The following is a 21,151-nucleotide window of genomic DNA, read 5'->3' on the forward strand; positions in this document are numbered from 1 at the left end:
AGTTCCCCCCGTGACGGTATCCAGCGTGCATGCCGTGATGATCCTCGCCCGTGCAGGGCCGGCGCCATTTTAGCCCCAGCCGGCGCGCCGCCCCAGCGCGGCAGCGGAACCCCCGGTTATGAAGTGATCCGGGCGAACCATGTCGGTGCGGTTTTTCGCGGCGCCCTACACTGTGCGGCATGAATCAGGCTAACGCTTCCGCTGCCCCACATGCCTTGACGCCTGCCCTGCGCCTGATCGCCGGACAGGTGCTGAGCCGCGCGGCCGGCGCGCCGCTGATCACCGGCAACCGTGTGCAATTGCTGATCGACGGCGCGCAGCACTTCGAGGCCTGGGCGGCCATGATCGAATCGGCACGCGATTACGTGCTGCTGGAGAACTACATCATTGCCGACGACATCGTGGGGCGGCGCTTCCGCGACCTGCTTGTCGCCCGCGCGCGCGCCGGTGTGCAGGTAGCGCTGATCCACGACTGGTTCGGCACCTTCGGCAATGCCAAGCACGCGTTCTTCGAACCGCTGCGCGCCGCTGGTATCGCGGTGCGCGTGTTCAATCCGCCGCGCCTGGACAGTCCGCTGGGCTGGATCGGCCGCGATCATCGCAAGTTGCTGGTGGTGGACGGGCGCATCGGCTCGCTGTCCGGCGTGTGCGTGGCGGCCAAGTGGCTGGGTGACGCGGCGCACGGCATACCGCCCTGGCGCGACACCGGGCTGCTGATCGAAGGCCCGGCCGTAGCCGATCTGGAAGCCGCGTTCCGCGAAAGCTGGGGCGGCATGGGGCCGGCGCTGGAGTTCGCCGCGGCACCGGTTCCCGCGGCGCAAGGTGAAGTCGCACTGCGCGTGATCGCCACGGTGCCGGCGCAGGCCGCCATGTACCAGCTTGAGCAACTGATCGCCGCCATGGCCACACGCACGCTGTGGATCTCCGATGCCTATTTCGTCGGCGTGCCCACTTACGTGCGCGGCCTGGCCGCGGCCGCGGCCGATGGCGTCGATGTGCGCCTGCTGGTGCCGGGCAACAACAACCTGCCCGCAGTTGCAGCGTTGTCGCGCGCGGGTTTCCGGCCGCTGCTGGAAGCCGGCATCCGCGTATTCGAATGGAACGGCAGCATGATGCACGCCAAGACCGCGGTGGCTGACGGGCGCTGGGCGCGCGTGGGTTCATCGAATCTCAACCTGTCGAGCTGGCTGGCCAACTGCGAACTCGATGCCGCGATCGAAGACATCGGCATCGCCGAACAAATGCAGGAGCACTACCTGCGCGATCTGGACAACGCCACCGAACTGCTGCTGGCCGGCCGGCGCCCGCGCCCGCAGGGCGAGCGCCGCCGCAGTGCGCGCGGCGGCAGTTCATCGCGCGCGGCAGCCACCGCCTTGCGCCTGGCCAACACTGTGGGCGCGGCCATCGCCAATCGCCGCGTGCTGGCCGATTCCGAGCGCGGCGTGCTGTCGCTGGCCGGGATCGCCCTGCTGTTGCTGGCCGCGCTGGGCGCGTGGTGGCCGCGTGTGCTGGCCTGGCCGCTGGCCTTGTTTGCCGCGTGGCTGGGCGCCAGCCTGCTGTGGAAACGCATCCTGCGCCAGCGCGAGGCACGGCGGCGCGCCGCTGCCGCAACGCGCGTGCCCGAAAAATAGTGCAGCGAACCTTGACGCAGGCTGGCGGAATGTTTTCACTGCTGACTCGCATATTCCTAATGTGCGATTTGCAAATGCGGCACACCGGCGCGAGGAGCCCATCATGGTCACATCCGTCATGCGTTTACGGTCTGTTTCGAGCATTGCTGTCGTTGCGCTGTTGCTGCTGGGCTTGAATCAAGCCCATGCCGCCGAGCGGCTCAAACCGTTCGAGCTCGCCTACACCACCAGCGGCGACATGGCGCAGGTCGTCACCCAGGTCGAGAAACAACTCACGGACCACGGATTCAGCATCGTCGGCAGCTACGCGCCCTACTCCGATGCCGCCTTCCCGGCAGGCGAAACGGTATCGGCCGAGGTGATCGGCGTCACCAACCCCGCGTTGCTGGCCGCCGCCGCAGAAACCAAGTTCGGCGGTTATGCCGTCGTGCAGCGCGTCAGCGTCACCCGGGTGGTCAGCAAAGGCGCCACGCAAATCCAGGTGGCCTATACCAATCCGAGCTACATGGCCAATGCCTATCGCCTGAAAAGCGATCTGCGCGGCGTGGCGGCGGATCTCGGCAAGGCGCTGGGCGCGCAGCAGGCCTATGGCTCCAAAAAAGGCCTGACGGCAGCGGACCTGAGGGACTACCACTACAAGTTCCTGATGCCGTACTTCGACGATGCCCACCACCTCGCCAAGTACGACAGCTACGCGCAGGCGCTGAGCGCGGTGAAGGCCGGCCTGGCCGCGCACAATGGCGGCGCCAGCGAGGTTTACGAGGTCGCCATCCCCGGCAAGGAGCAGACACTGTTCGGGGTGGCGCTGGCCGGCACCACCGGCAACAAGTGCAGCGGCGATGAGTACATCATGAGCCGCATCGACTTCAGGGCGCTCAAGTCGACCGCCCACCTGCCCTACGACATCCTCGTATCCGGCGGCCGGGTTTACGCACTGGCGGTGAAATTTCGCATCGCCATCAACTTTCCCGATCTCAGCATGATGGGCTCGAACAGCTTCATGAGCATCATGTGCGCGCCGGATTCCATCGAGAAGGCACTGAAGGCTGTGGCGCGCGGAAGCACTGCGGCGACGTCCACTCAGCAGGATTGAGCAACACGCAAACCCGCGCGATACCGCGCGGGTTTGCATCGACCGCGTGTTGACGCAATCAGACTGAAAAATCCACAGCCCCTCAGCGTGCGCCGAGGTAGTCGCCCTTGCCGATCGCGACGCCGTTGTGGCGCAGGATGGCGTATGCCGTGGTGATGTGGAAAAACAGGTTGGGCAAAGCATGCTCGAACAGATACGTGCGCCCGGCAAACGTCACGTCCTGCTTGCGGATTTGCAGCACCACCGTGCGGTCCTCGCTGCCGGAAAACGCGGCGGCCGGGATGCCGTCGACGAACGCCAGTGTCTTGGCGATGCGCGCCTTGAGCTCGGCGAACGTGGCCTCGGTGTCCTCGTGCTTGGGCACTTCGATGCCGGCAAGGCGCGCGGCGGCGCCCTTGGCGGTATCGCAGGCGATCTGCACCTGGCGCGTCAGCGTGAACATGTCGGGCGCCAGCCGATCGTTGAGCAGGATCGCGGGATCGAAGCCCTTGGCCTCGGCATGCGCCACGGCCTTGTCGAGAATCGCGGCGAGCGCGCCCAGGCTGCGATCGAAAACCTTGACCGTGGCGTCATACATCAATGGGTTCATGCGGTTGTCTCCAGGGAAGTTGGGGTAAAGCTGGCGTGACTGCGCGCAGCGTCACATGCGGCGCGCGAAATGGCGGAAGCGGCGAGATTCGAACTCGCGAACGGTTGCCCGTTGCCGGTTTTCAAGACCGGTGCCTTCAACCACTCGGCCACGCTTCCGTTGATTTTGATGGCGGGCTGCGCTGCAGCAGCCTGATCCAGTCGACATTCTAGCCGCACGACGCGGGCCTCATGGGATGGTCGGTGCGCCGGCGGCGGTTCAACGCGGCGACTTGGGGGGCTTGCCCAGCTTCACCGACACCACCACCACGACCAGCACCAGCAACAGCGGCAGCAACATGCCCAGACCGAACACCAGTACCTGCGGACTGCGCACGCTGGCCGCGGCTACCGGATAGGCCACCGTCAGCAGCAGCAGCAGGGCCTGCGGCAGCAGGCGGCGGCGCCAACACCACGCCATGCCCAGCAACAGCAGCATGCCCGCCAGGAACAGCGGCCCATGCCACCACGGCAACCAGCCGATCATGCCGATGCCGAGAAAAAATCCGGCCCAGGCCGAAATCACCACACCGGTGAACAAGCCGATCGCCAGATGTGCGGCGGATGCGGACGCAGGCCGGGCGCTCACACTTTTTCGCAGCCGCCCATGTAGGAGCGCAGCACCTCGGGCACGCTGATGCTGCCATCGCTGTTCTGATAGTTCTCCATCACCGCGACCAGCGCGCGGCCCACGGCCACGCCGGAACCGTTGAGCGTATGCACGAGTTCGGGCTTGCTGCTGTCGGGATTGCGCCAGCGCGCCTGCATGCGCCGCGCCTGGAAGTCGGTGCAGTTGGAGCACGAGCTGATCTCGCGGTAGGTATTCTGCGAGGGCAGCCACACTTCCAGATCGTAGGTCTTGGCTGCGCTGAAACCCATGTCACCCGCGCACAGCAACAGGCGCCGATAGGGCAATCCGAGTTGCTCCAGCACCACCTCGGCGCAGCGCGTCATGCGTTCGTGCTCGGCGGCGCTGTCGACCGGCCGGACGATACTGACCAGTTCGACCTTCTCGAACTGGTGCTGGCGGATCATGCCGCGCAGGTCGCGCCCGCCGCTGCCGGCCTCGGCACGAAAGCATGGCGTGTGCGCGACCATGCGCATGGGCAACGCATCGGCCTCGACGATGGACTCGCGCAGCAGATTGGTCAGCGCGACTTCGGCGGTAGGGATCAGATAGCGCCGCGTGTCGCCGACCTGGGTGGCGAACAAGTCCTCCTCGAACTTGGGCAACTGCCCGGTGCCCTGCATCACTTCGGGATTGACCAGCAGCGGCACGTTGCATTCGGTGTAGCCGTGCTCGCGCGTGTGCAAATCCAGCATGAATTGCGCCAGCGCGCGGTGCAGACGCGCGATGCCGCCGCGCAGCACGGTGAAGCGTGCGCCGGACAATCGCGCCCCGGCCTCGCCATCCAGCCCGCCGTCGCGCGCGCCCAGCTCGACGTGGTCGCGCACGGCAAAATCGAACGCGCGCGGCGTGCCCCAGCGGCGCTGCTCGACATTCGCGGTTTCATCCTTGCCATCCGGCACCGACGCCTCGGGCAGATTGGGAATGCCCAAGGCGATCGCGGCCAGCCGATCCTGGATTTCGGTCAGGCGCTGCTCGTTGGTCTTGAGGCGATCGCCCAGACCAGCCACCTCCGCCATCAACGCCGTGGTGTCCTCGCCCCTGGCCTTGGCCTGGCCGATGGCCCTGGAGCGCGTGTTGCGCAGGTTCTGCAGTTCCTGCGTCGCGGTCTGCACCTGCTTGCGCTCGGCCTCGAGTGCGCCCAGCAGCGCGGTTTCCAGCGCGAAACCGCGGCGCAACAGTTGCGCAGCGATTGCATCGAGCTGCGTGCGCAGCAGAACGGGATCAAGCATGGAATCTCCAAATCAGAACGGTGACGCCCGCACAGAATACCTTGCGGGTATCGTCAGGCCTGCGAACGCGCGTATGCAGAAGCATCCTGCGACTGGCTTCCAGCCCCATCTGCGCGGGGGCAGGCTCTGCGCGGTAATCACGCTGGCAGACCTCTCGCGTCGATTATCGCGAGCGCGGCCCGCGCAGCGCAAACCTCAGGCCGCGGCTGGATGTTGCGGGCGCACCCAGAACAGCAGCAGCAGCGCGGCCAGCAGCGCGCAGCCGGAGCTGAAGCCGAACGCCACCAGCGGCGTGATGTGTTGCCACAGCCAGCCGAACAGCACCGAGGCCGGCAACAGCATCAGGCCCACCACGAGGTTGTACCAGCCATAGGCGGTGCCGCCGCGCTCGCGCTGCGCCAGATCGCCCACCAGCGCTTTCTCGGCACCCTCGGTCGCGGCCAGAAACAAGCCATAGAACGCGAACATCGGCCACAGCAGCGCCACCTGCGCAGGCAGCAAACCGAACAGCAGATAAAACAGCGCGTAGATCACCCAGCCCGCGGTGATCACGCGCGTGCGCCCCAACCGATCGGACAGGCTGGACAAATGCGTGGAGAACAACGCCGCCACCCCCGACATCAGTGCCCACAGCAGCGGGATCTGCACGTCGCTGACACCCAGATCGTGCGCGCGCAGCAGCAGAAACATGTTGGATGAATTGCCCAGCGTGAACAGCGCCAGCACCAGCAGATACCGGCGCAGCGCCGGGCTTTGCTCGCGCAAGCGCCAGTCGAACGGCACCGACTTGAGCACCGGGGTCACCTCCGGTTCCGGGATCGCCAGCGCCAGCGCGATCACCACGAGCGCGGGGATGATGGCCAGATAGAAAATATGCGCGATCGGCATGCCCACGGCCAGCAGCCCGGCCGCAGCCAGCGGACCGATCACCGCGCCCAGATTGTCCATGGCACGATGAAAACCGAACGCCAGCCCGCGCTGCCCCGGCGCCACGCTGGCGTTGAGCAAGGCATCGCGCGGCGCGGTACGCAGGCCCTTGCCCATGCGATCGGCAAAGCGCAGTACCAGCACGCCAGGCCAGCTCGTGGCGAGGCCCAGCAGCGGGCGCGCGATGGCGCCCAGGCTGTAGCCGCAGACGACCCAGATGCGCATGCGCCGCATGCGGTCGGCCAGCACGCCGGCGACCAGCTTGACCAGGCTGCTGACCGCCTCGGCCACGCCCTCGATCAGGCCCAGCGCGCGCGGCCCGGCCATCAGCACGGTGGCCAGGTACAACGGCACCAGCGGATACACCAGCTCGCCAGCGCTGTCGTTGAACAGGCTGATCAGGCTCAGCAGCAGCACCGTGCGCGGCAACGCGCGCAGCAACTTCCTCATGCCTTGCCCTTGCCGCGCGCCTGCGCGCGCGCCGCGCGCAGAGCATCGAGTTTTTCCTTGATGCGCAATTCCAGACCGCGCTCGACCGGTGCGTACAGTTGCAGGTCGTCCAGCGCATCGGGCAGGCAGCGCTGATCCAGCGCCACGCCGCCTTGCACGTCGTGGTCGTACTGGTAGCCCTTGCTGTAACCCAGCTCTTTCATCAACTTGGTCGGTGCGTTGCGCAGGTGCATCGGCACCTCCAGCGTGCCGGTTGCGGCGACCACGCGCCGCGCCTCGCCCAGCGCGCGATAGACCGCGTTGCTCTTCGGCGCCACGGCCAGATACACCACCAGTTCGGCCAGGCCCAGCTCACCCTCGGGACTGCCCAGGCGTTCATAGGTATCCCAGGCATCCAGCGCCATGCGCCACGCACGCGGATCGGCCAGGCCGATGTCCTCGACCGTCATGCGCAACATGCGTCGCGCCAGATACAGCGGATCGCAGCCGCCATCGAGCATGCGCGTCAGCCAGTACAGCGCGGCGTCGGGATCGGAGCTGCGCACCGATTTGTGCAGCGCCGAGATCTGGTCGTAGAACTGCTCGCCGCCCTTGTCGAAGCGGCGCGTGCGTTCGGCCAGCACGCGCGTCAGCGTGTCGCGATCGATCACCCCGTCGCGCGCCAGTTCGCTGGCGATTTCCAGGAAGGTCAGCGCACGGCGCACGTCGCCATCGGCGGCCTGCGCAATCGAGTGCAGCGCGTCGTCCTGCAGCTTGAGCCGCAACGCGCCGAGGCCGCGTTGGTCATCGTCCAGTGCCTGTTGCAGCGCGACCACGATGTCGTCGGCCGAGATCGCCTCCAGCACATGCACGCGGCAGCGCGAGAGCAGCGCCGAGTTCAGCTCGAACGACGGGTTCTCGGTGGTGGCGCCGATGAACAAGATGATGCCGCGCTCGATCGCGGGCAGGAATGCATCCTGCTGCGCCTTGTTGAAACGGTGCACCTCGTCCACGAACAGCACGCTGCGCAAACCCTGCGCATAGCGCGCCTCGGCCAGCGCCAGCGCGGCGCGCACCTCGGCCACGCCGCACAGCACCGCAGAAATCGCCACGAACTCGGCATCGGCGTAATGCGCCACCAGCCGCGCCAGCGTGGTCTTGCCGCAGCCGGGTGGCCCCCACAGCACCATCGAGTACACCTTGCCCGCCTCCAGCGCCATGCGCAGCGGCGCGTCGGGCGCCAGCAGCCGACGCTGGCCGACCATTTGCTGCAAGCGCTGCGGGCGCATGCGTTCGGCCAGCGGCTGCAGCGCGGTGGACTCGGGCAGCAGCGAGGGCGAGACGTTGGCGGGCTTGCGCGACATGCGCGGATGATACGGCCGCAGCCGTCTCAGTTCTTGAGCGGATAGGCCTCGGCCGTCGGCGCGTCGCCGATCACGTCGGCACCGGGCGGCGGGGTGAAACGGAACGTGTCGGCCGGCAGCTTCGCGTTGCGTCGCCAATCGCTGAAACGGATCGTGGTGCGATCGCCCAGCAGATCCTCGAACACCATCGTCTGCAACTGGTTGTCGGCGAAGCCCAGCTCGGCGTACTTGAACTCGGCGTGGTCGTTGTTCGGGCGCAGCTTCAGCCACGCCTGGCCATCGTGCGCACCATCCTCGCTGACCTTGAACTGGCGATCGAGCAATTTGAGGTCGGTGAGCACATTGAGCGGACTGTGTGCCTCGGCGCTGTTCTGCGCGCGCACCGTCACCTGCTGCAGGTCGGGGTCGTACACCCACACGCGTGTGCCATCGGCGACGATGAGCTGGTGGTAGGGCTTGTCTACCTGCCAGCGGAACAGCCGCGGCGCGGCCAGTTGCAGCGTGCCGCTGGCGCTGCGCCCGGCATTGCCGTTGGCGTCCACGCTGACCTGGCTGAAATGCGTGCTGACCGATTGCAGACCTGACGCGAACGCATCGAGCTGCGCGCGCGCGCTGCCTGCAGCCTGCGCCAGCGCGGGCAATGCCAGGCCCAGCGCGCACAACATCACAAGGGCGCCACGGACACCGGCGAAATGCGAGACATGGGGATTCTGGATATTCATGCTGGCCATTGGCAGACAGTGGAAAAACGTCGCATAGCATGCCGCCAGGTGGCTGCATCGCGATGAAATGACGCGCCATGCAGCGTGCGCACCGGTGTTCGCCGCGCTACGGTCCAGCGGCGCGCAATGCGCCATTCGACGCCACCGCGGCGGTCCTGCTGGGTCGGGTTCAGGGGATCAATACTCACGTGGCGGCGGCGCCAGCACGCTGCGATTGCCGTTGTGCTCGGGCGGGCTGACGATGCCCTGCTGCTCCATCATCTCGATCAGCCGCGCGGCGCGGTTGTAGCCGATGCGCAGATGCCGCTGCACGCCCGAGATCGAAGCGCGGCGGCTGCGCACGACAATGTCCACGGCCTTGTCGAACAGCGCATTGTCGCTGCCGTCCTCGCCTGCGGCATCCTCGGGCAGACCGGACTCGCCGATCACCTTGCCATCGCCCAGCGTCTGCACTTCCTCCAGCACTCCGGTGATGAAATCAGGGCGGCCCTGCGCGCGCAGCCATTCGACCACGCGGTGCACCTCGGCGTCGTCGACGAAGGCGCCATGCACGCGCTCCGGCGTAGCGGTGCCCGGCGGCAGGTACAGCATGTCGCCGTGGCCCAGCAGGGTCTCGGCGCCGGACTGGTCGAGGATGGTGCGCGAGTCGATCTTGCTGGACACCTGAAACGCGATGCGCGTGGGAATGTTGGCCTTGATCAAGCCGGTGATCACATCCACCGAAGGCCGCTGCGTGGCCAGCACCAGGTGCACGCCGGCGGCGCGCGCCTTCTGCGCCAGGCGCGCGATGAGTTCCTCGACCTTCTTGCCGACGATCATCATCATGTCGGCGAATTCGTCAATGATCACCACGATCGAGTACAGCGTCTGCAGTTGCGGCGGCGGCGAATTCGCGTCACCAGCATCGGCTTTGAACAGCGGGTCCAGCAGCGGTTGCCCGGCAGCCTGCGCCTCGCGCACCTTCTTGTTGAAACCGGCCAGATTGCGCACGCCCAGCGCCGACATCAGCTTGTAACGCCGCTCCATCTCGGCAACGCACCAGCGCAGCGCGTTGGCGGCTTCCTTCATGTCGGTGACCACCGGCGCCAGCAGGTGCGGGATGTTCTGGTAGACCGACAGCTCGAGCATCTTCGGGTCGATCATGATCATGCGCACTTCGCTGGGCGCGGCCTTGTACAGCAGGCTCAGCACCATCGCGTTCAGCGCCACCGACTTGCCCGAGCCGGTGGTGCCGGCGACCAGCAGGTGCGGCATCTTGCCGAGGTCCACCACCGCGGGCCGACCGCCGATGTCCTTGCCCAGCGCCAGCGCCAGCGGCGACTTCTGCGCGTCGTACTCCTTGGAACGCAGGATCTCCGACAGATAGACGATCTCGCGGTGCGCGTTGGGGATCTCGATGCCGATCACGCTCTTGCCGGGGATCACGTCGACCACGCGCACGCTCTGCACCGACAACCCGCGCGCGATGTCCTTGTCGAGGCTGCTGATCTGGCTGCCGCGCACGCCGGCGGCGGGTTCCATCTCGAAACGCGTGATCACCGGTCCGGGAAACACGGCGACCACACTGGCCTCGATGCGGAAATCGCGCAGCTTGGCGGTGAGCTGCTCGGACAGCACCTTGAGCATTTCCTGCGACCAGCCCTTGTTGAGCGTCGGCTTGGCCTCGTCCAGCAGGGACAGCGGCGGCAATTGCCCGGGCACGGCCGGACCCACGAACAGCGGGATCTGGTTTTCGCGCGCGGCACGATCGCTCTTCTCGACCATGGGCAGCGGCGGCGGCTCGATGCGCACCGGTTCGCGCTCGGACTTGCGTTTGCTTTCGACGCGGCGCACTTCTTCGCGCTCGATGCGCTGGCTGCGCGCGGCCAGCACCTCGGGCGTGCGCTTGAGGTGCGCGCGCAACCAATCGCCAAGGAGCAGCGTCAGGCGCCCGGTGCGATCCATCACCGCGAACCAGGACAGGCTCGTGGCCAGGGTCACGCTGACCAGGAATACCGCGAACAGCAGCAGTGTGGCACCGGGCAAGCCGAAGCCACCTTGCAGCGGATGCCCGATCAGACGCCCGAGGATGCCGCCGTAACCCGCCGCCAGACTAGTCGCCGTGCCCAGACGCAGCGTTGCCAGCGCCGCGCCGCTGGCGACGAAGCCGACAAAACCGATCAGGCGCAGCGTGGGCTCCAGTGGCGAGCGCGGCAGGCGCGCGCGCTCACGCAGCACATACAAGGCCAGCACCGCCAGCAACACCGGAAACGCGTACGCGGTGATGCCGAAAAACCACAGCAACGCGTCCGACAGGTACGCGCCGATCAGACCACCCCAGTTGGCCACGCCCAGTTGCGGCCCGGAGTGCGACCAGGACGGGTCGTTGCGGTTGTGCGTGAGCAGGCATACCAGCACGTAAAGCGCGACCGGGAAAAGCAGCAGTGCGCCCGCCTCGCGCAGCAGACGCCGCGCGCCCTCGCTGAGCGCGATCCTGCCGTTCGTGCCGCTCGTCTTGCCGTTGGCCGCCACCGTCATCCCACATGCCGCAAACCCGCCGCAGATTACACCAGCACAGGCTGCGGCCGGCATCCGGAAGCAGTGGCGCGCCGTGTCGGCTGCGCCGCCGCGCAGCCGGGTGTCGCGCAAGTTGTCAGGCGCAGCGATGAAACCCGGCGATCCGCGCGCGCGGCCTCAGACCATGTCCTGCAGCGCCGGATGCACGATCTTGCCGGCCTCGACATTGATGCCCTTGCGCAGCGGCTCGAACTGGCGCCAGTCGCCATCGGCGGCCAGACGCTGCACGTAGGGCAGGATCGCCGCGCAGATGGCGAGCGAGGATGTCTGCGGCACCGCGCCGGGCATGTTGGTGACGGCGAAATGCGTCACCCCGTGCACGCTGTAGGTGGGATCCTTCCAGGTGGTCGGACGCGAGGTCTCGAAGCAGCCGCCCTGGTCGATCGAGATGTCCACCAGCACGCTGCCCTTCTCCATCGACTTGACCATGGCCTCGGTGACCACGCGCGGCGCCTTGGCGCTGGGGATCAGCACCGCGCCGACGACGATGTCGGCAGCGGCCACCTCCTCGGCCACCAGTGATTCGTAGGCGTACAGCGCGGTGACATTGGGGCCCAGCGCCATCATCTCGGCCATGCGATCCGGGCGCTTGTCGAACACCACCACATTGGCGCCGGCGGCGGCGGCCAGCGCGGCGGCATTGCCACCGGCGGCGCCGGCACCGAGCACCACGACCTTGCCGCGCGGCGTGGACGCCATGCCGCCGAGCAGCTTGCCCTTGCCGCCTTGCGGCTGGTGCAGCAGGGTCGTGCCCATCTGCGTGGCGATGCGCCCGGCGATCACCGACATCGGGTGCAGCAGTGGCAGGCCGCCGTGGTCCTCGACCGACTCGAAGGCCACGCCGGTCAGGCCGATGGCCAGCAGTTTGCGCGTCAGTTCCGGCTCCGCGGCCAGATGCAGGTAGCAGAACAGCAGATGGTGCTTTTTCAGCAGCGCGAGGTCGCCGGCGATGGGCTCCTTGACCTTGACGATCAGCTCGCCCTTCTCGTAGAGGGCCGCGGCATCGGGCACGATGTGCACGCCGATCCGCGTGTAGGCATCGTCGCTGAAGCCGCTCTTCAGGCCGGCGCCGGCCTGCACGTAAACCTCGTGGCCGTGACGCAGCAGATCGGCGCAAGCGGCGGGGACCAGGGCCACACGGCCTTCGAGCGTCTTGGTTTCTGAAGGAATGCCGATACGCATGGGGAAAACCTCGCAGGGAAATGGGGAAACATCGTCGCGCGGCTTGATTCAGGCATCCGCCGTCCCCATGCTGCGGCACTTCAGGCCTGTCGCGATGGGCGCGTCCAGCACGCGCGGCAGGCCGCGTTTTCGCCGCAACCAACGGGAAATTGTACATGAGCCCCCCTCGCCACAGCCGCGTGCTGATCCTTGGTTCCGGCCCCGCCGGCTACAGCGCCGCGGTGTATGCCGCGCGCGCCAACCTCAAACCACTGCTGATCACCGGGCTGCAGGCCGGCGGCCAGCTCACCACCACCACCGATGTCGACAACTGGCCCGGTGACGTGCAGGGCGTGCAGGGCCCGGAGCTGATGGAACGCATGCAGCAACATGCCGCACGCTTCGCTACCGAGGTCGTGTTCGACCACATCCACGAGGCGCGCCTGGGCTGCCGCCCGTTCCTGCTCGTCGGCGACAGCGGCGAATACACCTGCGACGCGCTGATCATCGCCACCGGCGCCAGCGCCAAGTACCTGGGCCTGCCCTCCGAGCAGGCGTTCGCCGGCAAGGGCGTGTCGGCGTGCGCCACCTGCGACGGATTTTTCTATCGCGGCAAGGACGTGGCGGTGATCGGCGGCGGCAACACCGCGGTCGAGGAGGCGCTGTATCTGGCCAACATCTGCGACAAGGTCACCCTGGTGCATCGCCGCGATAGCCTGCGCGCGGAAAAAATCATGCAGGACAAGCTGTTCGAGAAACAGCGCGCCGGCAAGATCGAGGTCATCTGGAACAGCGGCGTGGACGAGGTACTGGGCGATGCCAGCGGCGTCACCGGCCTGCGCCTGAAGAGCACGCGCGACGGCAGCACGCGCGAGCTCGCCGTGCATGGTGTGTTCATCGCCATCGGCCACAGCCCCAACACCGCCATCTTCAAGGACGAACTGGCCATGCGCGAAGGCGGCTACCTGGTGGTGCGCGGCGGGTTGGAGGGCAATGCCACGCAAACCAGCATCCCCGGCGTGTTCGCCGCCGGCGACGTGGCCGACTCGGTTTACCGCCAGGCGGTTACCAGCGCCGGCACCGGCTGCATGGCCGCGCTGGACGCCGAGAAATATCTCGACGGCCTGGGACACTGAGCGGCACCATGCGATGACGTTGGCGCTGCGCATCATCGAGCGGCTGGACGCGATCGCCGCCGCCGACTGGGATGCGCTGCGCGCCGACGACAATCCGTTTCTCAGTCACGCGTTTCTCGCCGGACTGGAGCGAGACGGTTGTCTACGCGCCGAGTGGGGCTGGCAGGCGCAGCATCTGGGCTTGTTCGAGGACGACCGGCTGGTGGCCGCCGCGCCGTTGTATCTGAAGTTCAACTCGCACGGCGAGTTCGTGTTCGACCACGCCTGGGCGCAAGCGCTGGAGCGCGCCGGCGGCGACTACTATCCCAAGCTGCTGTGCGCGGTGCCGTATTCGCCCGTGGTGGGGCCGCGCCTGCTGGCCGGCGCGGACGCGCATGCGGATGCACGCCGCGCCGCGCTGCTGGCTGGCCTGCGCGAGCTGATGCAGAGCGCACGCGTCAGTTCCACGCATCTGCTCTTTCTCGACGCCGCCGACCTCGCCGTTTGCGCGCGCGACGACGCGCACTGGCTGGCGCGCTGCGACGTGCAGTTCCACTGGAGCAACCGCGACTGGCACACGTTCGAGGATTTCCTGGCCGCGCTCAAGCACAAGAAACGCAAGAACATCCGCGCCGAGCGCGCGCAGGTCGCCGCATCCGGTCTGCGCATTGAATGGCGCGCGGGTGCCAGCCTCGTGGCGAGTGAATGGCGCGCGGTGCATGCGCTGTACCTGGAAACCTTCGACGCGCACGGCAACCATGCCGCGCTCAACGCCGATTTCTTCGCCCACCTCGGCGCCACCCTGCCCGGCCAGGTGTGGTTGGCGCTGGCACGTGCCGGTGATGACATCGTGGCGATGGCGCTGTTCCTCGCTTCTTCGAGCACGCTCTACGGACGCTACTGGGGCAGCCAGGTGCCGTTGCCGGGCCTGCATTTCGAGCTGTGCTACTACCAGGGCATCGAACATTGCCTGCGTGCCGGCCTGCAGCGCTTCGAGCCCGGCGCGCAGGGCGAGCACAAGCTGGCGCGCGGCTTCCTGCCCACGCTCACCCACTCGCGCCACGCCATCGCGCATGCCGGGCTGCGCCACGCCGTGGCGCACTATCTCGAAGCCGAACAGGCGCAGGTGCAAGACTGGCGCGAGCAGTTGCTGACGCATTCGCCTTACGCACAATGAAAATGCGCGTGTGCTGATCGCCCACGCATCACGATCCACCCGCGCCGGCCCTACGATGTCCACATGAGCAGCGCCCGCCCCTACCTGCTGGCACCCGATGACACGCACTTCCCGCCGGTCGCGCGCGCGCATGCATCCGGGCTGCTGGCCATCGGCGGCGATCTGCGTCCCGAACGCCTGCGCGCGGCGTATGCGCAAGGCATCTTTCCCTGGTACAGCGCGGGCGAGCCGCTGCTGTGGTGGTCGCCCGATCCGCGCTGCGTGTTCGAGACCGCCTGCACGCGTCCGCAGCGGCGCTTCGCGCGCACGCTGCGCAAGCTGGAGTGGACGCTGAGCGCCGATCGCGCCTTCGCGCAGGTACTCGCCGCCTGCGCCGCGCCGCGACCCGGCCAGACCGGCACCTGGATCACCCCGGCCATGCGTCGCGCGTATGTGCGCCTGCACCTGCTCGGCCACGCGCATTCATTCGAAGTCTGGGACGGCAGTGAATTGGTCGGCGGCCTGTACGGCGTCGCCAGCGGCGGGATGTTCTCGGGCGAATCGATGTTCAGCGCACGCAGCGGTGGCTCCAAGGTGGCGTTGTACTTTGCCTGCCGCGCATTGGCGGCGTGGGGCATGCCGCTGCTGGATGCGCAGGTGGCCAACGCACACACACGATCGCTGGGCGCCATCGAAATACCGCGCGCGCGATTCAGCGCGTTACTGCAGGATTTGGCCGGCATGCCAGCACCCGCCGACTGGGACGCCGCGCTGCCGCTGCGCCACGCGGCGGCGCTGGTGGCTTGAGAGACGCTGAATTCAAACGCTGCCTGCACCGTGGTTGCAACTGCATCGCGATGCGCTGTCCCGCATTGACTCGCAAGCCTCGCGTGTCAGCGCACGCAGTGCGCGCACACGATCCACTCCCCGGGATGATGCGCGCCAGGCGACCGGCAAGAGCGCGGCGCCTGGCAGGGTCGCATCAGCGCCGCTGCAGCTTGCCCAGCAGGCTGAGGATTTCGATGTACAGCCACACCAGCGTGACGGTGAGACCGAAGGCGCCGTACCACTCCATGTTGCGTGGCGCGCCGGAAGCGGCGCCGCGCTCGATCATGTCGAAATCGATCAGCAAATTGAACGCGGCGATGCCCACCACCAGCAGGCTGAAGCCGATGCCCAGCGGACTGGCGCTGTTGATCAGGCCGATCTGCGAACCGAAGAAGCCCATCACCATGTTGATGACGTACACCAGCATGATGCCGCCGGTCGCGGCGACGATGCCCATGCGCAACTTGTCGGTCACCTTGATGATGCGGCTGCGGTACAGGAACAGCATCACCGCCATCACGCCGAAGGTCAGCGCCACCGCGGTCACCACCACGCCGGGATAGCTCAGATCGAAGATCGCCGAGATGCCGCCGACCACGAAGCCCTCGGCGATGGCATACAGCGGCGCGGTGATGGCGATGAAGCGCTTGGCGAACACCGACACCAGCGCCAGCACCAGGCCAGCGATCAGCCCGCCCATGAGGAACGGCGCAACCGCGGCCATGGCGGCAGCGGCCGCATCCTTGCCGCCCACGGCCAGCGCCGCGTCGAAACGCAGCCAGGTCCAGCCGGCGGAGACGCAGACCAGGATCAGCATGATCGCGGTCTTGCCGATGGTGCCGTTGACGGTCATGCGCTCGCCGCCGATGGCGAGGCCTTCGAAGTTGGACGAACGCAGCAGCGGATTGCCGGAAGCCATGACGAAACCCTGATTGAGAGAAAAATGTCGGAAATGTGCGGCTTGTGACCGCGCCCGTGCGCCGATGCTCCCGGCACATTGCAGGGCGCAAGATACACCGCGCGCCATGAAACCACGCACAACCGCGCGTTTGCGATTTCGTAAGCTCTCGAGCCTGCCGTGTTTCCCTTCCCCCTCTTGGAGAGGGTGGCGCGCAGCGCCGGATCCGGCCTTGCACAGTTGCATTTTGTCCGTGGGCAATTGCTCTTGCGTGGTGCTTGGCAAGGTTCCCTTGTTCCGCCCGGCTGCCGCCGCGCGGGCTACTTTCCTTCTGGGGAAAGTAGCCAAAGCCATCCACGCGGCGGCCTGCGCCGTGCTGCGCACGGTGCCCTGTGCTGCTCGCCGGCCGCGAGCCGGCGCGAACTCGCCCATCCATGGGCTCGAACATGCGCGCCTTTCCCTCGCGCCCAACTGCGCTGCTCGGCGCAGGCCAACGCTACCAACGTCGAAGGCAATGGCAACAGCGCGCACGCAGCAAGCCGACGCTCACCCTGCTCTTACTTCAATTCCGGTCAACAGCGGTGTGCGTGCACGGAATCGGCACGCATGTTCAAGCCCGGGAATCGTCGCAATCGATACCGCGCGCGATTTTGTGTTGGTCAGAACAAGCCCTTTTGCTGCGCGCTGCCCTGATCGCGTTTTGCCTTCTTGAAGGTGTGGCCGCCCTGGGCAAGATCGGGGTAACGCGCGCGCTCGGTGCCATTGAGCAGCGCTTCGATCGTCAGTATCTGGATGCGCGGAAACTGCGCCTGCGTCAGCGGCGATTGGTAGAAACCTTCTTTCACAGCCTCGATCAGCATCGGCTTGCTCGGATCGGCCAGCGTCACGAACAGGCCAATCTCGGCCTTCTCGCGCGCTACCACGTGCGCAAGATCGCGCACCATCGCCACGTTGACGTGGTCACCGCCTTTCACCGACACCACGATCTTCTTTGCGATTCCCTTGTCGTCCTGGAAAAAGATCAGGCCGTCGATGCCGCCGTCGGCGCCTTTCTTCTTGCCTTGATAGGGCTGCGCGTTGACCAGCGAGCACGCCCACCACTGGAACTGGTACTTGTCGCGCAGCGCCAGATCGCGCGCGCCATCGAGGTCTTCGGGCGTGCCAATCACCTCGAACGTCTGCATGTAATCCGGTGGTGTTTCGGCTACACCCGCTGTACTCGCGGCTTCCCGCTCGGGTTTCGTGCGGTTGAGATACGGATAGCGATCCTTCAGGCGCTTCTCGATCAGCGCGATCGCCAGATGCGTGATGTCGATGCCGATCCAGCGTCGCCCGAGCTTCTGCGCCGCATCCACCGCCGTGCCGCACCCGCAGAATGGATCGAGCACGATGTCGCCGGGGTTGGAACTGGCGTTGATGATGCGTTCGAGCAAAGCGAGCGGTTTTTGTGTCGGATAACCGAGATTCTCCGAGCCCGCAGCTTGCTCAATATCTGTCCACAGATTCGTAACGGTTCGACCTTTTGAATCCTCAAGATATTTCTTGTACTGGGGCACTGCGCCGTCTTTCAACTGAACGACGAGTCCGCGATCGTAGCTTTCCTGCATTCGCTGTTTAGTCCAACGCCACACCCGCGTTACACCAAGAAACTCATACGTCAGGTTGGGCCTATTGTCATTCGGATTGAGCAGTGGCAGCAAACGATAGCGACCTCCACTGTCTGAATACCGATAAGCTTTCTCAACGTACCCAGGGTCATGCTGTTCGTAAGACTGGTGATACGTGCAACTGCTCGACTTGGAATAGCGAAGAATCGTGTCCGTACAACTTGGAAAATTGTGCGTGATGTGGCTCTTCGGATTCGAACGCCGCCAAATTATTTCGTTCCGATAGTTTTCGACTCCAAACACTCCATCCAGCACGATCTTCAAATAGTGGCTCGCTGTCGGGTCGCAGTGCAGATACAGGCTGCCGGTCGGCTTGAGCACGCGATGCAGCTCGAGCAGGCGGTTCGCCATCATGACGAGGTACGCCATCATGTCGTTCTCGCCGAGGAAACTGCGCAGGGCCGGCATCAGTTCGGCCATGTCGGTGTTCGACTGGCGCAGGATCTCGTTGAACTCGCGCTCGGCCTGCTCGCCCCAGTGCCAGGAATCCTCGAACGCGGTGATCTGCGCGTCCGACTCGTGGCCCTTGGGCGTCTTGAACAGCAGGTTGTAGTCGCGCTTTGAATTGAACGGAGGATCGAGATAGATCAGGTCGACGGTTTCGTCGGCGATGTGCTCGCGCAGGACATGCAGGTTGTCGCCAAAGTAGAGCCGGTTCATATGTCGAATTCCATTGTTCCGACGGGCCTGCGCTGCACTGTAACCAACTTTTCACCGCGCGACCGCGCTTGCTGGCAGCAGCGATAGGCGACCCATGGGAATCAAGTCGCCGGCTCGAGAGCCTTGCAAGTTCGCCCTACTGCAACCCCAGTCCCGCCGCGACGATGTCGCCTTCGCCCGGCAGCACCAGGAATGCCGCGCCGGCCAGCGGGGTGTAGGTGTCGACGCCGACCACGCGCGCTTGCGGCGTGGCGCCGAAGCCGGCTTCGCTGAGCGCGGTGATGACGCCCTCGCCAACGCCGGCGCTGTGGCGGCCTTCGTCGACAATGAGGATGCGCTTGGCGCCTTGGGCCTGCGCGGCGATATAGGCCGCGTTGAGCGGCACCAGCCAGCGCAGGTCGACCACGCGGATCTTCCAGCCACGTTGCTTTTCGAGCTCGCGCGCGGCGCGCAGGCTCATCGGCACGCCGTTGCCGTAGGTGATGATCAGCAGATCATCACCCGCGCCCCCATTTTCCGGCGGATAGACCCTGCCCTCGCCCAGTGCCATGGCCTGATCGGGCGCGGGATAGGCGAACTGCCACGCGCCATCGCCGGGCGCGTACAAATCCTTGGTCATGTACAGCGCGATTGGTTCGAGGAACACGCTGACGCGGCCATCGACCTTGGCCAGCGCCATCAGCGTGCGCAGCATGCTGGCGGCGTCGTCGCCGCGCGCGGGGCAGCCGACGACCAGACCGGGGATGTCGCGCAGCGCGGTGATCGAGTTGTCGTTGTGGAAATGCCCGCCGAAGCCGCGCTGGTAGCCCAGACCGGCGATGCGCACCACCATCGGATTGCGGTACTGGCCGTTGCTGAAAAACTGCAGGCTGGCGGCCTCGCCGCGGATCTGGTCGCAGGCGTTGTGGAAATACGCCAGGTACTGGATCTCGGGAATCGGCAGCAGGCCCATGTTGGCGTAGCCCTGCGCCAGGCCGAGGATCATGGTTTCATCGAGCAGGGTGTTGAACACGCGCTTGCCGCTGAACGCCTTGAACAGGCCCTTGGTCACCGTGTACACGCCACCCTTCTGCGCGACGTCCTCGCCGAACAGCAAGGCCTCGGGATACTTGATCAGCAGGTCGTGCAGCGTGGCATTGATCTGCAGCGCCAGATGCCGCGGCGGCAGCGTCTCGGGCAGCTTGTCGGCGCCGCCGAACACGGTGAGGCGCTGCGCGGCGTCGGGCGCGCGCGCGGCTTCCGTGGCCACGGCCACCGGCGTGTACGGCGCCAGCGGCGCGATGACCTCGGCCAGGGTATCGAGCTTGGGACGGCGGTCGGCCTCCTCGGCTGCGGCGAAGCAGCGCTTGCGCGTGGTTTCGTACAACTCCAGCAGCGACTGCGGCGTGTACACGCCGGACTCCAGCGCGATCGCGGCGCTGCGCAGCAATGGATCGCCGGCCTCCACCGCCACCAGTTCCTCGACGCTGCGCCATTCGATCTCGAAATCGGTGCCGGCGTGACCCATCACGCGCGTGGTGCGCAAATGCAGGAAGGTGGGCCGGCGCGTGCGTCGGCAGTGTTCGACCGCGCGCGCGACATCGGCATAGCCGGCAGCGAGGTCGAGACCATCCGCGTAGAAATAGTCCAGGTCGCGGCGCCCGCTGTAGTTGGCGCTGATCCAGTCCAGCGGCGTTTTCACCGAGATGCCGATGCCGTTGTCCTCGCACACGAACAGGACCGGCGCCGGCAGCTTCTGGTAGGCCGTCCACGCGGCGGCGTTGAACGCGGTCTGCGCGCTGGCGTGGTTGCTCGAGGCATCGCCAAACGAGCAGATCGCGATGCTGTCCGCGGGGATCGGCAGCGCATGTCTGACGCGCCGCGCCTGCTCGATGGCGATGGCCGTGCCCAGCGCCTTGGGCAGGTGGCTGGCGATGGTCGAGGTCTGCGGCAGTACCCACAGCGGCTTGCTGCCCCACACCTTGTGGCGCCCGCCGGAAGCCGGGTCGTCCTTGCTGGCGGCAAAGCTCAGCGCCGAGTCCATCACTGGGTCGAGCCGGTTCGCATGCGCCGCGGGCAGTTGGCGGAAGCGCTCGGCCATGAACGCGCCGGAGCGGTAGTGCAGGAACGCCGGATCGGTGTACCGGGTCAGCCGCGCCAGCATGGCGTTGCCCTCGTGACCGCTGGAGCCGATGGTGTAGAACACCTTGTTCTTGACACGCAGCACGCGCGCCATCAGGTCCAGATGCCGCGAGATCAACTGCGACTCGAACAGCTCGCGAAAACCGCGCGCATCCAGCGTGCTGCCCGGCAGCACCGGCGCGTCGGCGCGCGGCGGCTGCACTGCGCTGCCATGCCAGTTCTGCACGAACTCGGTGAAGTTCTGGTCGACGATCTCGGCGCGATTGAAGCCCTTGTGGCGGGCGGCGATGGGGGGCTGGGCGGACATGGCGATTTCGTGTGAAAGAGTGATGTGGG

16 protein-coding genes and 1 tRNA gene are annotated in these 21,151 nt (G+C 66.5%); 5 read left to right on the forward strand and 12 right to left on the reverse strand.

Annotation, left to right across the window (positions count from 1 at the left end):
• Positions 1–179 precede the first annotated feature (179 nt).
• A complete protein-coding gene (locus tag Mschef_RS10125) occupies positions 180–1,631 on the forward strand; it encodes a phospholipase D-like domain-containing protein (protein ID WP_081128086.1) in 1,452 nt (483 codons plus the stop codon).
• 103 nt (positions 1,632–1,734) lie between these two features.
• Positions 1,735–2,724 (forward strand): DUF302 domain-containing protein, encoded by a 990-nt coding sequence (locus Mschef_RS10130; protein WP_197686773.1) that lies wholly within the window; start codon positions 1,735–1,737, stop codon positions 2,722–2,724.
• Positions 2,725–2,806: 82 nt separating this feature from the next.
• Here Mschef_RS10130 and Mschef_RS10135 read toward each other — a convergent pair whose 3' ends face one another.
• The 9 genes from Mschef_RS10135 to Mschef_RS10175 form a co-directional block, all read right to left on the reverse strand.
• Complete coding sequence (locus Mschef_RS10135) at positions 2,807–3,313, reverse strand: DUF1993 domain-containing protein (RefSeq protein WP_081128088.1); 507 nt, start codon at positions 3,311–3,313, stop codon at positions 2,807–2,809.
• 70 nt (positions 3,314–3,383) lie between these two features.
• Positions 3,384–3,471: transfer RNA gene (locus tag Mschef_RS10140), tRNA-Ser, on the reverse strand.
• A gap of 100 nt (positions 3,472–3,571) precedes the next feature.
• Positions 3,572–3,940: a hypothetical protein gene (locus tag Mschef_RS10145; protein WP_081128090.1), complete on the reverse strand. Its 369-nt coding sequence runs from the start codon at positions 3,938–3,940 to the stop codon at positions 3,572–3,574.
• The gene (gene serS, locus Mschef_RS10150; RefSeq protein ID WP_081128092.1) at positions 3,937–5,211 is read right to left on the reverse strand and encodes a serine--tRNA ligase; all 1,275 of its coding nucleotides are present in this window, start codon (positions 5,209–5,211) and stop codon (positions 3,937–3,939) included. Before serS ends, Mschef_RS10145 begins: the two co-directional genes overlap by 4 nt.
• 195 nt (positions 5,212–5,406) lie before the next feature.
• The gene (locus tag Mschef_RS10155; RefSeq protein ID WP_081128094.1) at positions 5,407–6,588 is read right to left on the reverse strand and encodes an MFS transporter; all 1,182 of its coding nucleotides are present in this window, start codon (positions 6,586–6,588) and stop codon (positions 5,407–5,409) included.
• Positions 6,585–7,931, reverse strand: a complete 1,347-nt coding sequence (locus Mschef_RS10160) for a replication-associated recombination protein A (RefSeq protein ID WP_081128096.1) — start codon at positions 7,929–7,931, stop codon at positions 6,585–6,587. Before Mschef_RS10160 ends, Mschef_RS10155 begins: the two co-directional genes overlap by 4 nt.
• Before the next feature lie 26 nt (positions 7,932–7,957).
• Positions 7,958–8,596, reverse strand: a complete 639-nt coding sequence (gene lolA / locus Mschef_RS10165) for an outer membrane lipoprotein periplasmic chaperone LolA (protein WP_136256534.1) — start codon at positions 8,594–8,596, stop codon at positions 7,958–7,960.
• A 234-nt stretch (positions 8,597–8,830) separates the two neighbouring features.
• Complete coding sequence (locus Mschef_RS10170) at positions 8,831–11,170, reverse strand: DNA translocase FtsK (RefSeq protein ID WP_081128097.1); 2,340 nt, start codon at positions 11,168–11,170, stop codon at positions 8,831–8,833.
• A gap of 156 nt (positions 11,171–11,326) precedes the next feature.
• Positions 11,327–12,391: an alanine dehydrogenase gene (locus tag Mschef_RS10175; protein ID WP_081128099.1), complete on the reverse strand. Its 1,065-nt coding sequence runs from the start codon at positions 12,389–12,391 to the stop codon at positions 11,327–11,329.
• Between the two features lie 155 nt (positions 12,392–12,546).
• On the opposite strand from Mschef_RS10175, the gene trxB reads away from it, so the two are divergent.
• From trxB to aat, 3 genes are all read left to right on the forward strand, one after another.
• Entirely contained in the window at positions 12,547–13,506 is a 960-nt protein-coding gene (gene trxB, locus Mschef_RS10180) for a thioredoxin-disulfide reductase (RefSeq protein WP_081128101.1), read from the forward strand.
• Between the two features lie 13 nt (positions 13,507–13,519).
• The gene (locus Mschef_RS10185; protein WP_081128103.1) at positions 13,520–14,662 is read left to right on the forward strand and encodes a GNAT family N-acetyltransferase; all 1,143 of its coding nucleotides are present in this window, start codon (positions 13,520–13,522) and stop codon (positions 14,660–14,662) included.
• Positions 14,663–14,725: 63 nt separating this feature from the next.
• Positions 14,726–15,448 carry a leucyl/phenylalanyl-tRNA--protein transferase gene (gene aat, locus Mschef_RS10190; RefSeq protein ID WP_081128106.1) on the forward strand — a complete coding sequence of 241 codons (723 nt, stop codon included), beginning with the start codon at positions 14,726–14,728 and terminating at the stop codon, positions 15,446–15,448.
• Positions 15,449–15,623: 175 nt separating this feature from the next.
• On the opposite strand, the gene Mschef_RS10195 is transcribed toward aat, so the two are convergent.
• The 3 genes from Mschef_RS10195 to Mschef_RS10205 form a co-directional block, all read right to left on the reverse strand.
• The gene (locus Mschef_RS10195) at positions 15,624–16,388 is read right to left on the reverse strand and encodes a Bax inhibitor-1/YccA family protein (RefSeq protein ID WP_081128109.1); all 765 of its coding nucleotides are present in this window, start codon (positions 16,386–16,388) and stop codon (positions 15,624–15,626) included.
• 638 nt (positions 16,389–17,026) lie between these two features.
• Positions 17,027–18,694 (reverse strand): DNA methyltransferase, encoded by a 1,668-nt coding sequence (locus Mschef_RS10200; RefSeq protein WP_081128111.1) that lies wholly within the window; start codon positions 18,692–18,694, stop codon positions 17,027–17,029.
• A gap of 136 nt (positions 18,695–18,830) precedes the next feature.
• Entirely contained in the window at positions 18,831–21,122 is a 2,292-nt protein-coding gene (locus Mschef_RS10205) for a thiamine pyrophosphate-dependent enzyme (RefSeq protein ID WP_081128113.1), read from the reverse strand.
• Positions 21,123–21,151: the final 29 nt, after the last annotated feature.

This window comes from Metallibacterium scheffleri (assembly GCF_002077135.1).
In the GTDB taxonomy this organism is placed as follows: Bacteria; Pseudomonadota; Gammaproteobacteria; order Xanthomonadales; family Rhodanobacteraceae; genus Metallibacterium; species Metallibacterium scheffleri.

Bases quoted from the DNA above. Each gene is read 5' to 3' on its own strand.
- Mschef_RS10185 (WP_081128103.1), top strand. From the start codon at position 13,520: ATGACGTTGGCGCTGCGCATCATCGAGCGGCTGGACGCGATCGCCGCC.
- Mschef_RS10175 (WP_081128099.1), bottom strand. From the start codon at position 12,391: ATGCGTATCGGCATTCCTTCAGAAACCAAGACGCTCGAAGGCCGTGTG.
- Mschef_RS10155 (WP_081128094.1), bottom strand. From the start codon at position 6,588: ATGAGGAAGTTGCTGCGCGCGTTGCCGCGCACGGTGCTGCTGCTGAGC.
- Mschef_RS10135 (WP_081128088.1), bottom strand. From the start codon at position 3,313: ATGAACCCATTGATGTATGACGCCACGGTCAAGGTTTTCGATCGCAGC.
- serS (WP_081128092.1), bottom strand. From the start codon at position 5,211: ATGCTTGATCCCGTTCTGCTGCGCACGCAGCTCGATGCAATCGCTGCG.
- Mschef_RS10200 (WP_081128111.1), bottom strand. From the start codon at position 18,694: ATGAACCGGCTCTACTTTGGCGACAACCTGCATGTCCTGCGCGAGCAC.
- aat (WP_081128106.1), top strand. From the start codon at position 14,726: ATGAGCAGCGCCCGCCCCTACCTGCTGGCACCCGATGACACGCACTTC.
- Mschef_RS10195 (WP_081128109.1), bottom strand. From the start codon at position 16,388: ATGGCTTCCGGCAATCCGCTGCTGCGTTCGTCCAACTTCGAAGGCCTC.
- lolA (WP_136256534.1), bottom strand. From the start codon at position 8,596: ATGTTGTGCGCGCTGGGCCTGGCATTGCCCGCGCTGGCGCAGGCTGCA.
- Mschef_RS10160 (WP_081128096.1), bottom strand. From the start codon at position 7,931: ATGTCGCGCAAGCCCGCCAACGTCTCGCCCTCGCTGCTGCCCGAGTCC.
- Mschef_RS10170 (WP_081128097.1), bottom strand. From the start codon at position 11,170: ATGACGGTGGCGGCCAACGGCAAGACGAGCGGCACGAACGGCAGGATC.
- trxB (WP_081128101.1), top strand. From the start codon at position 12,547: ATGAGCCCCCCTCGCCACAGCCGCGTGCTGATCCTTGGTTCCGGCCCC.
- Mschef_RS10125 (WP_081128086.1), top strand. From the start codon at position 180: ATGAATCAGGCTAACGCTTCCGCTGCCCCACATGCCTTGACGCCTGCC.
- Mschef_RS10205 (WP_081128113.1), bottom strand. From the start codon at position 21,122: ATGTCCGCCCAGCCCCCCATCGCCGCCCGCCACAAGGGCTTCAATCGC.
- Mschef_RS10130 (WP_197686773.1), top strand. From the start codon at position 1,735: ATGGTCACATCCGTCATGCGTTTACGGTCTGTTTCGAGCATTGCTGTC.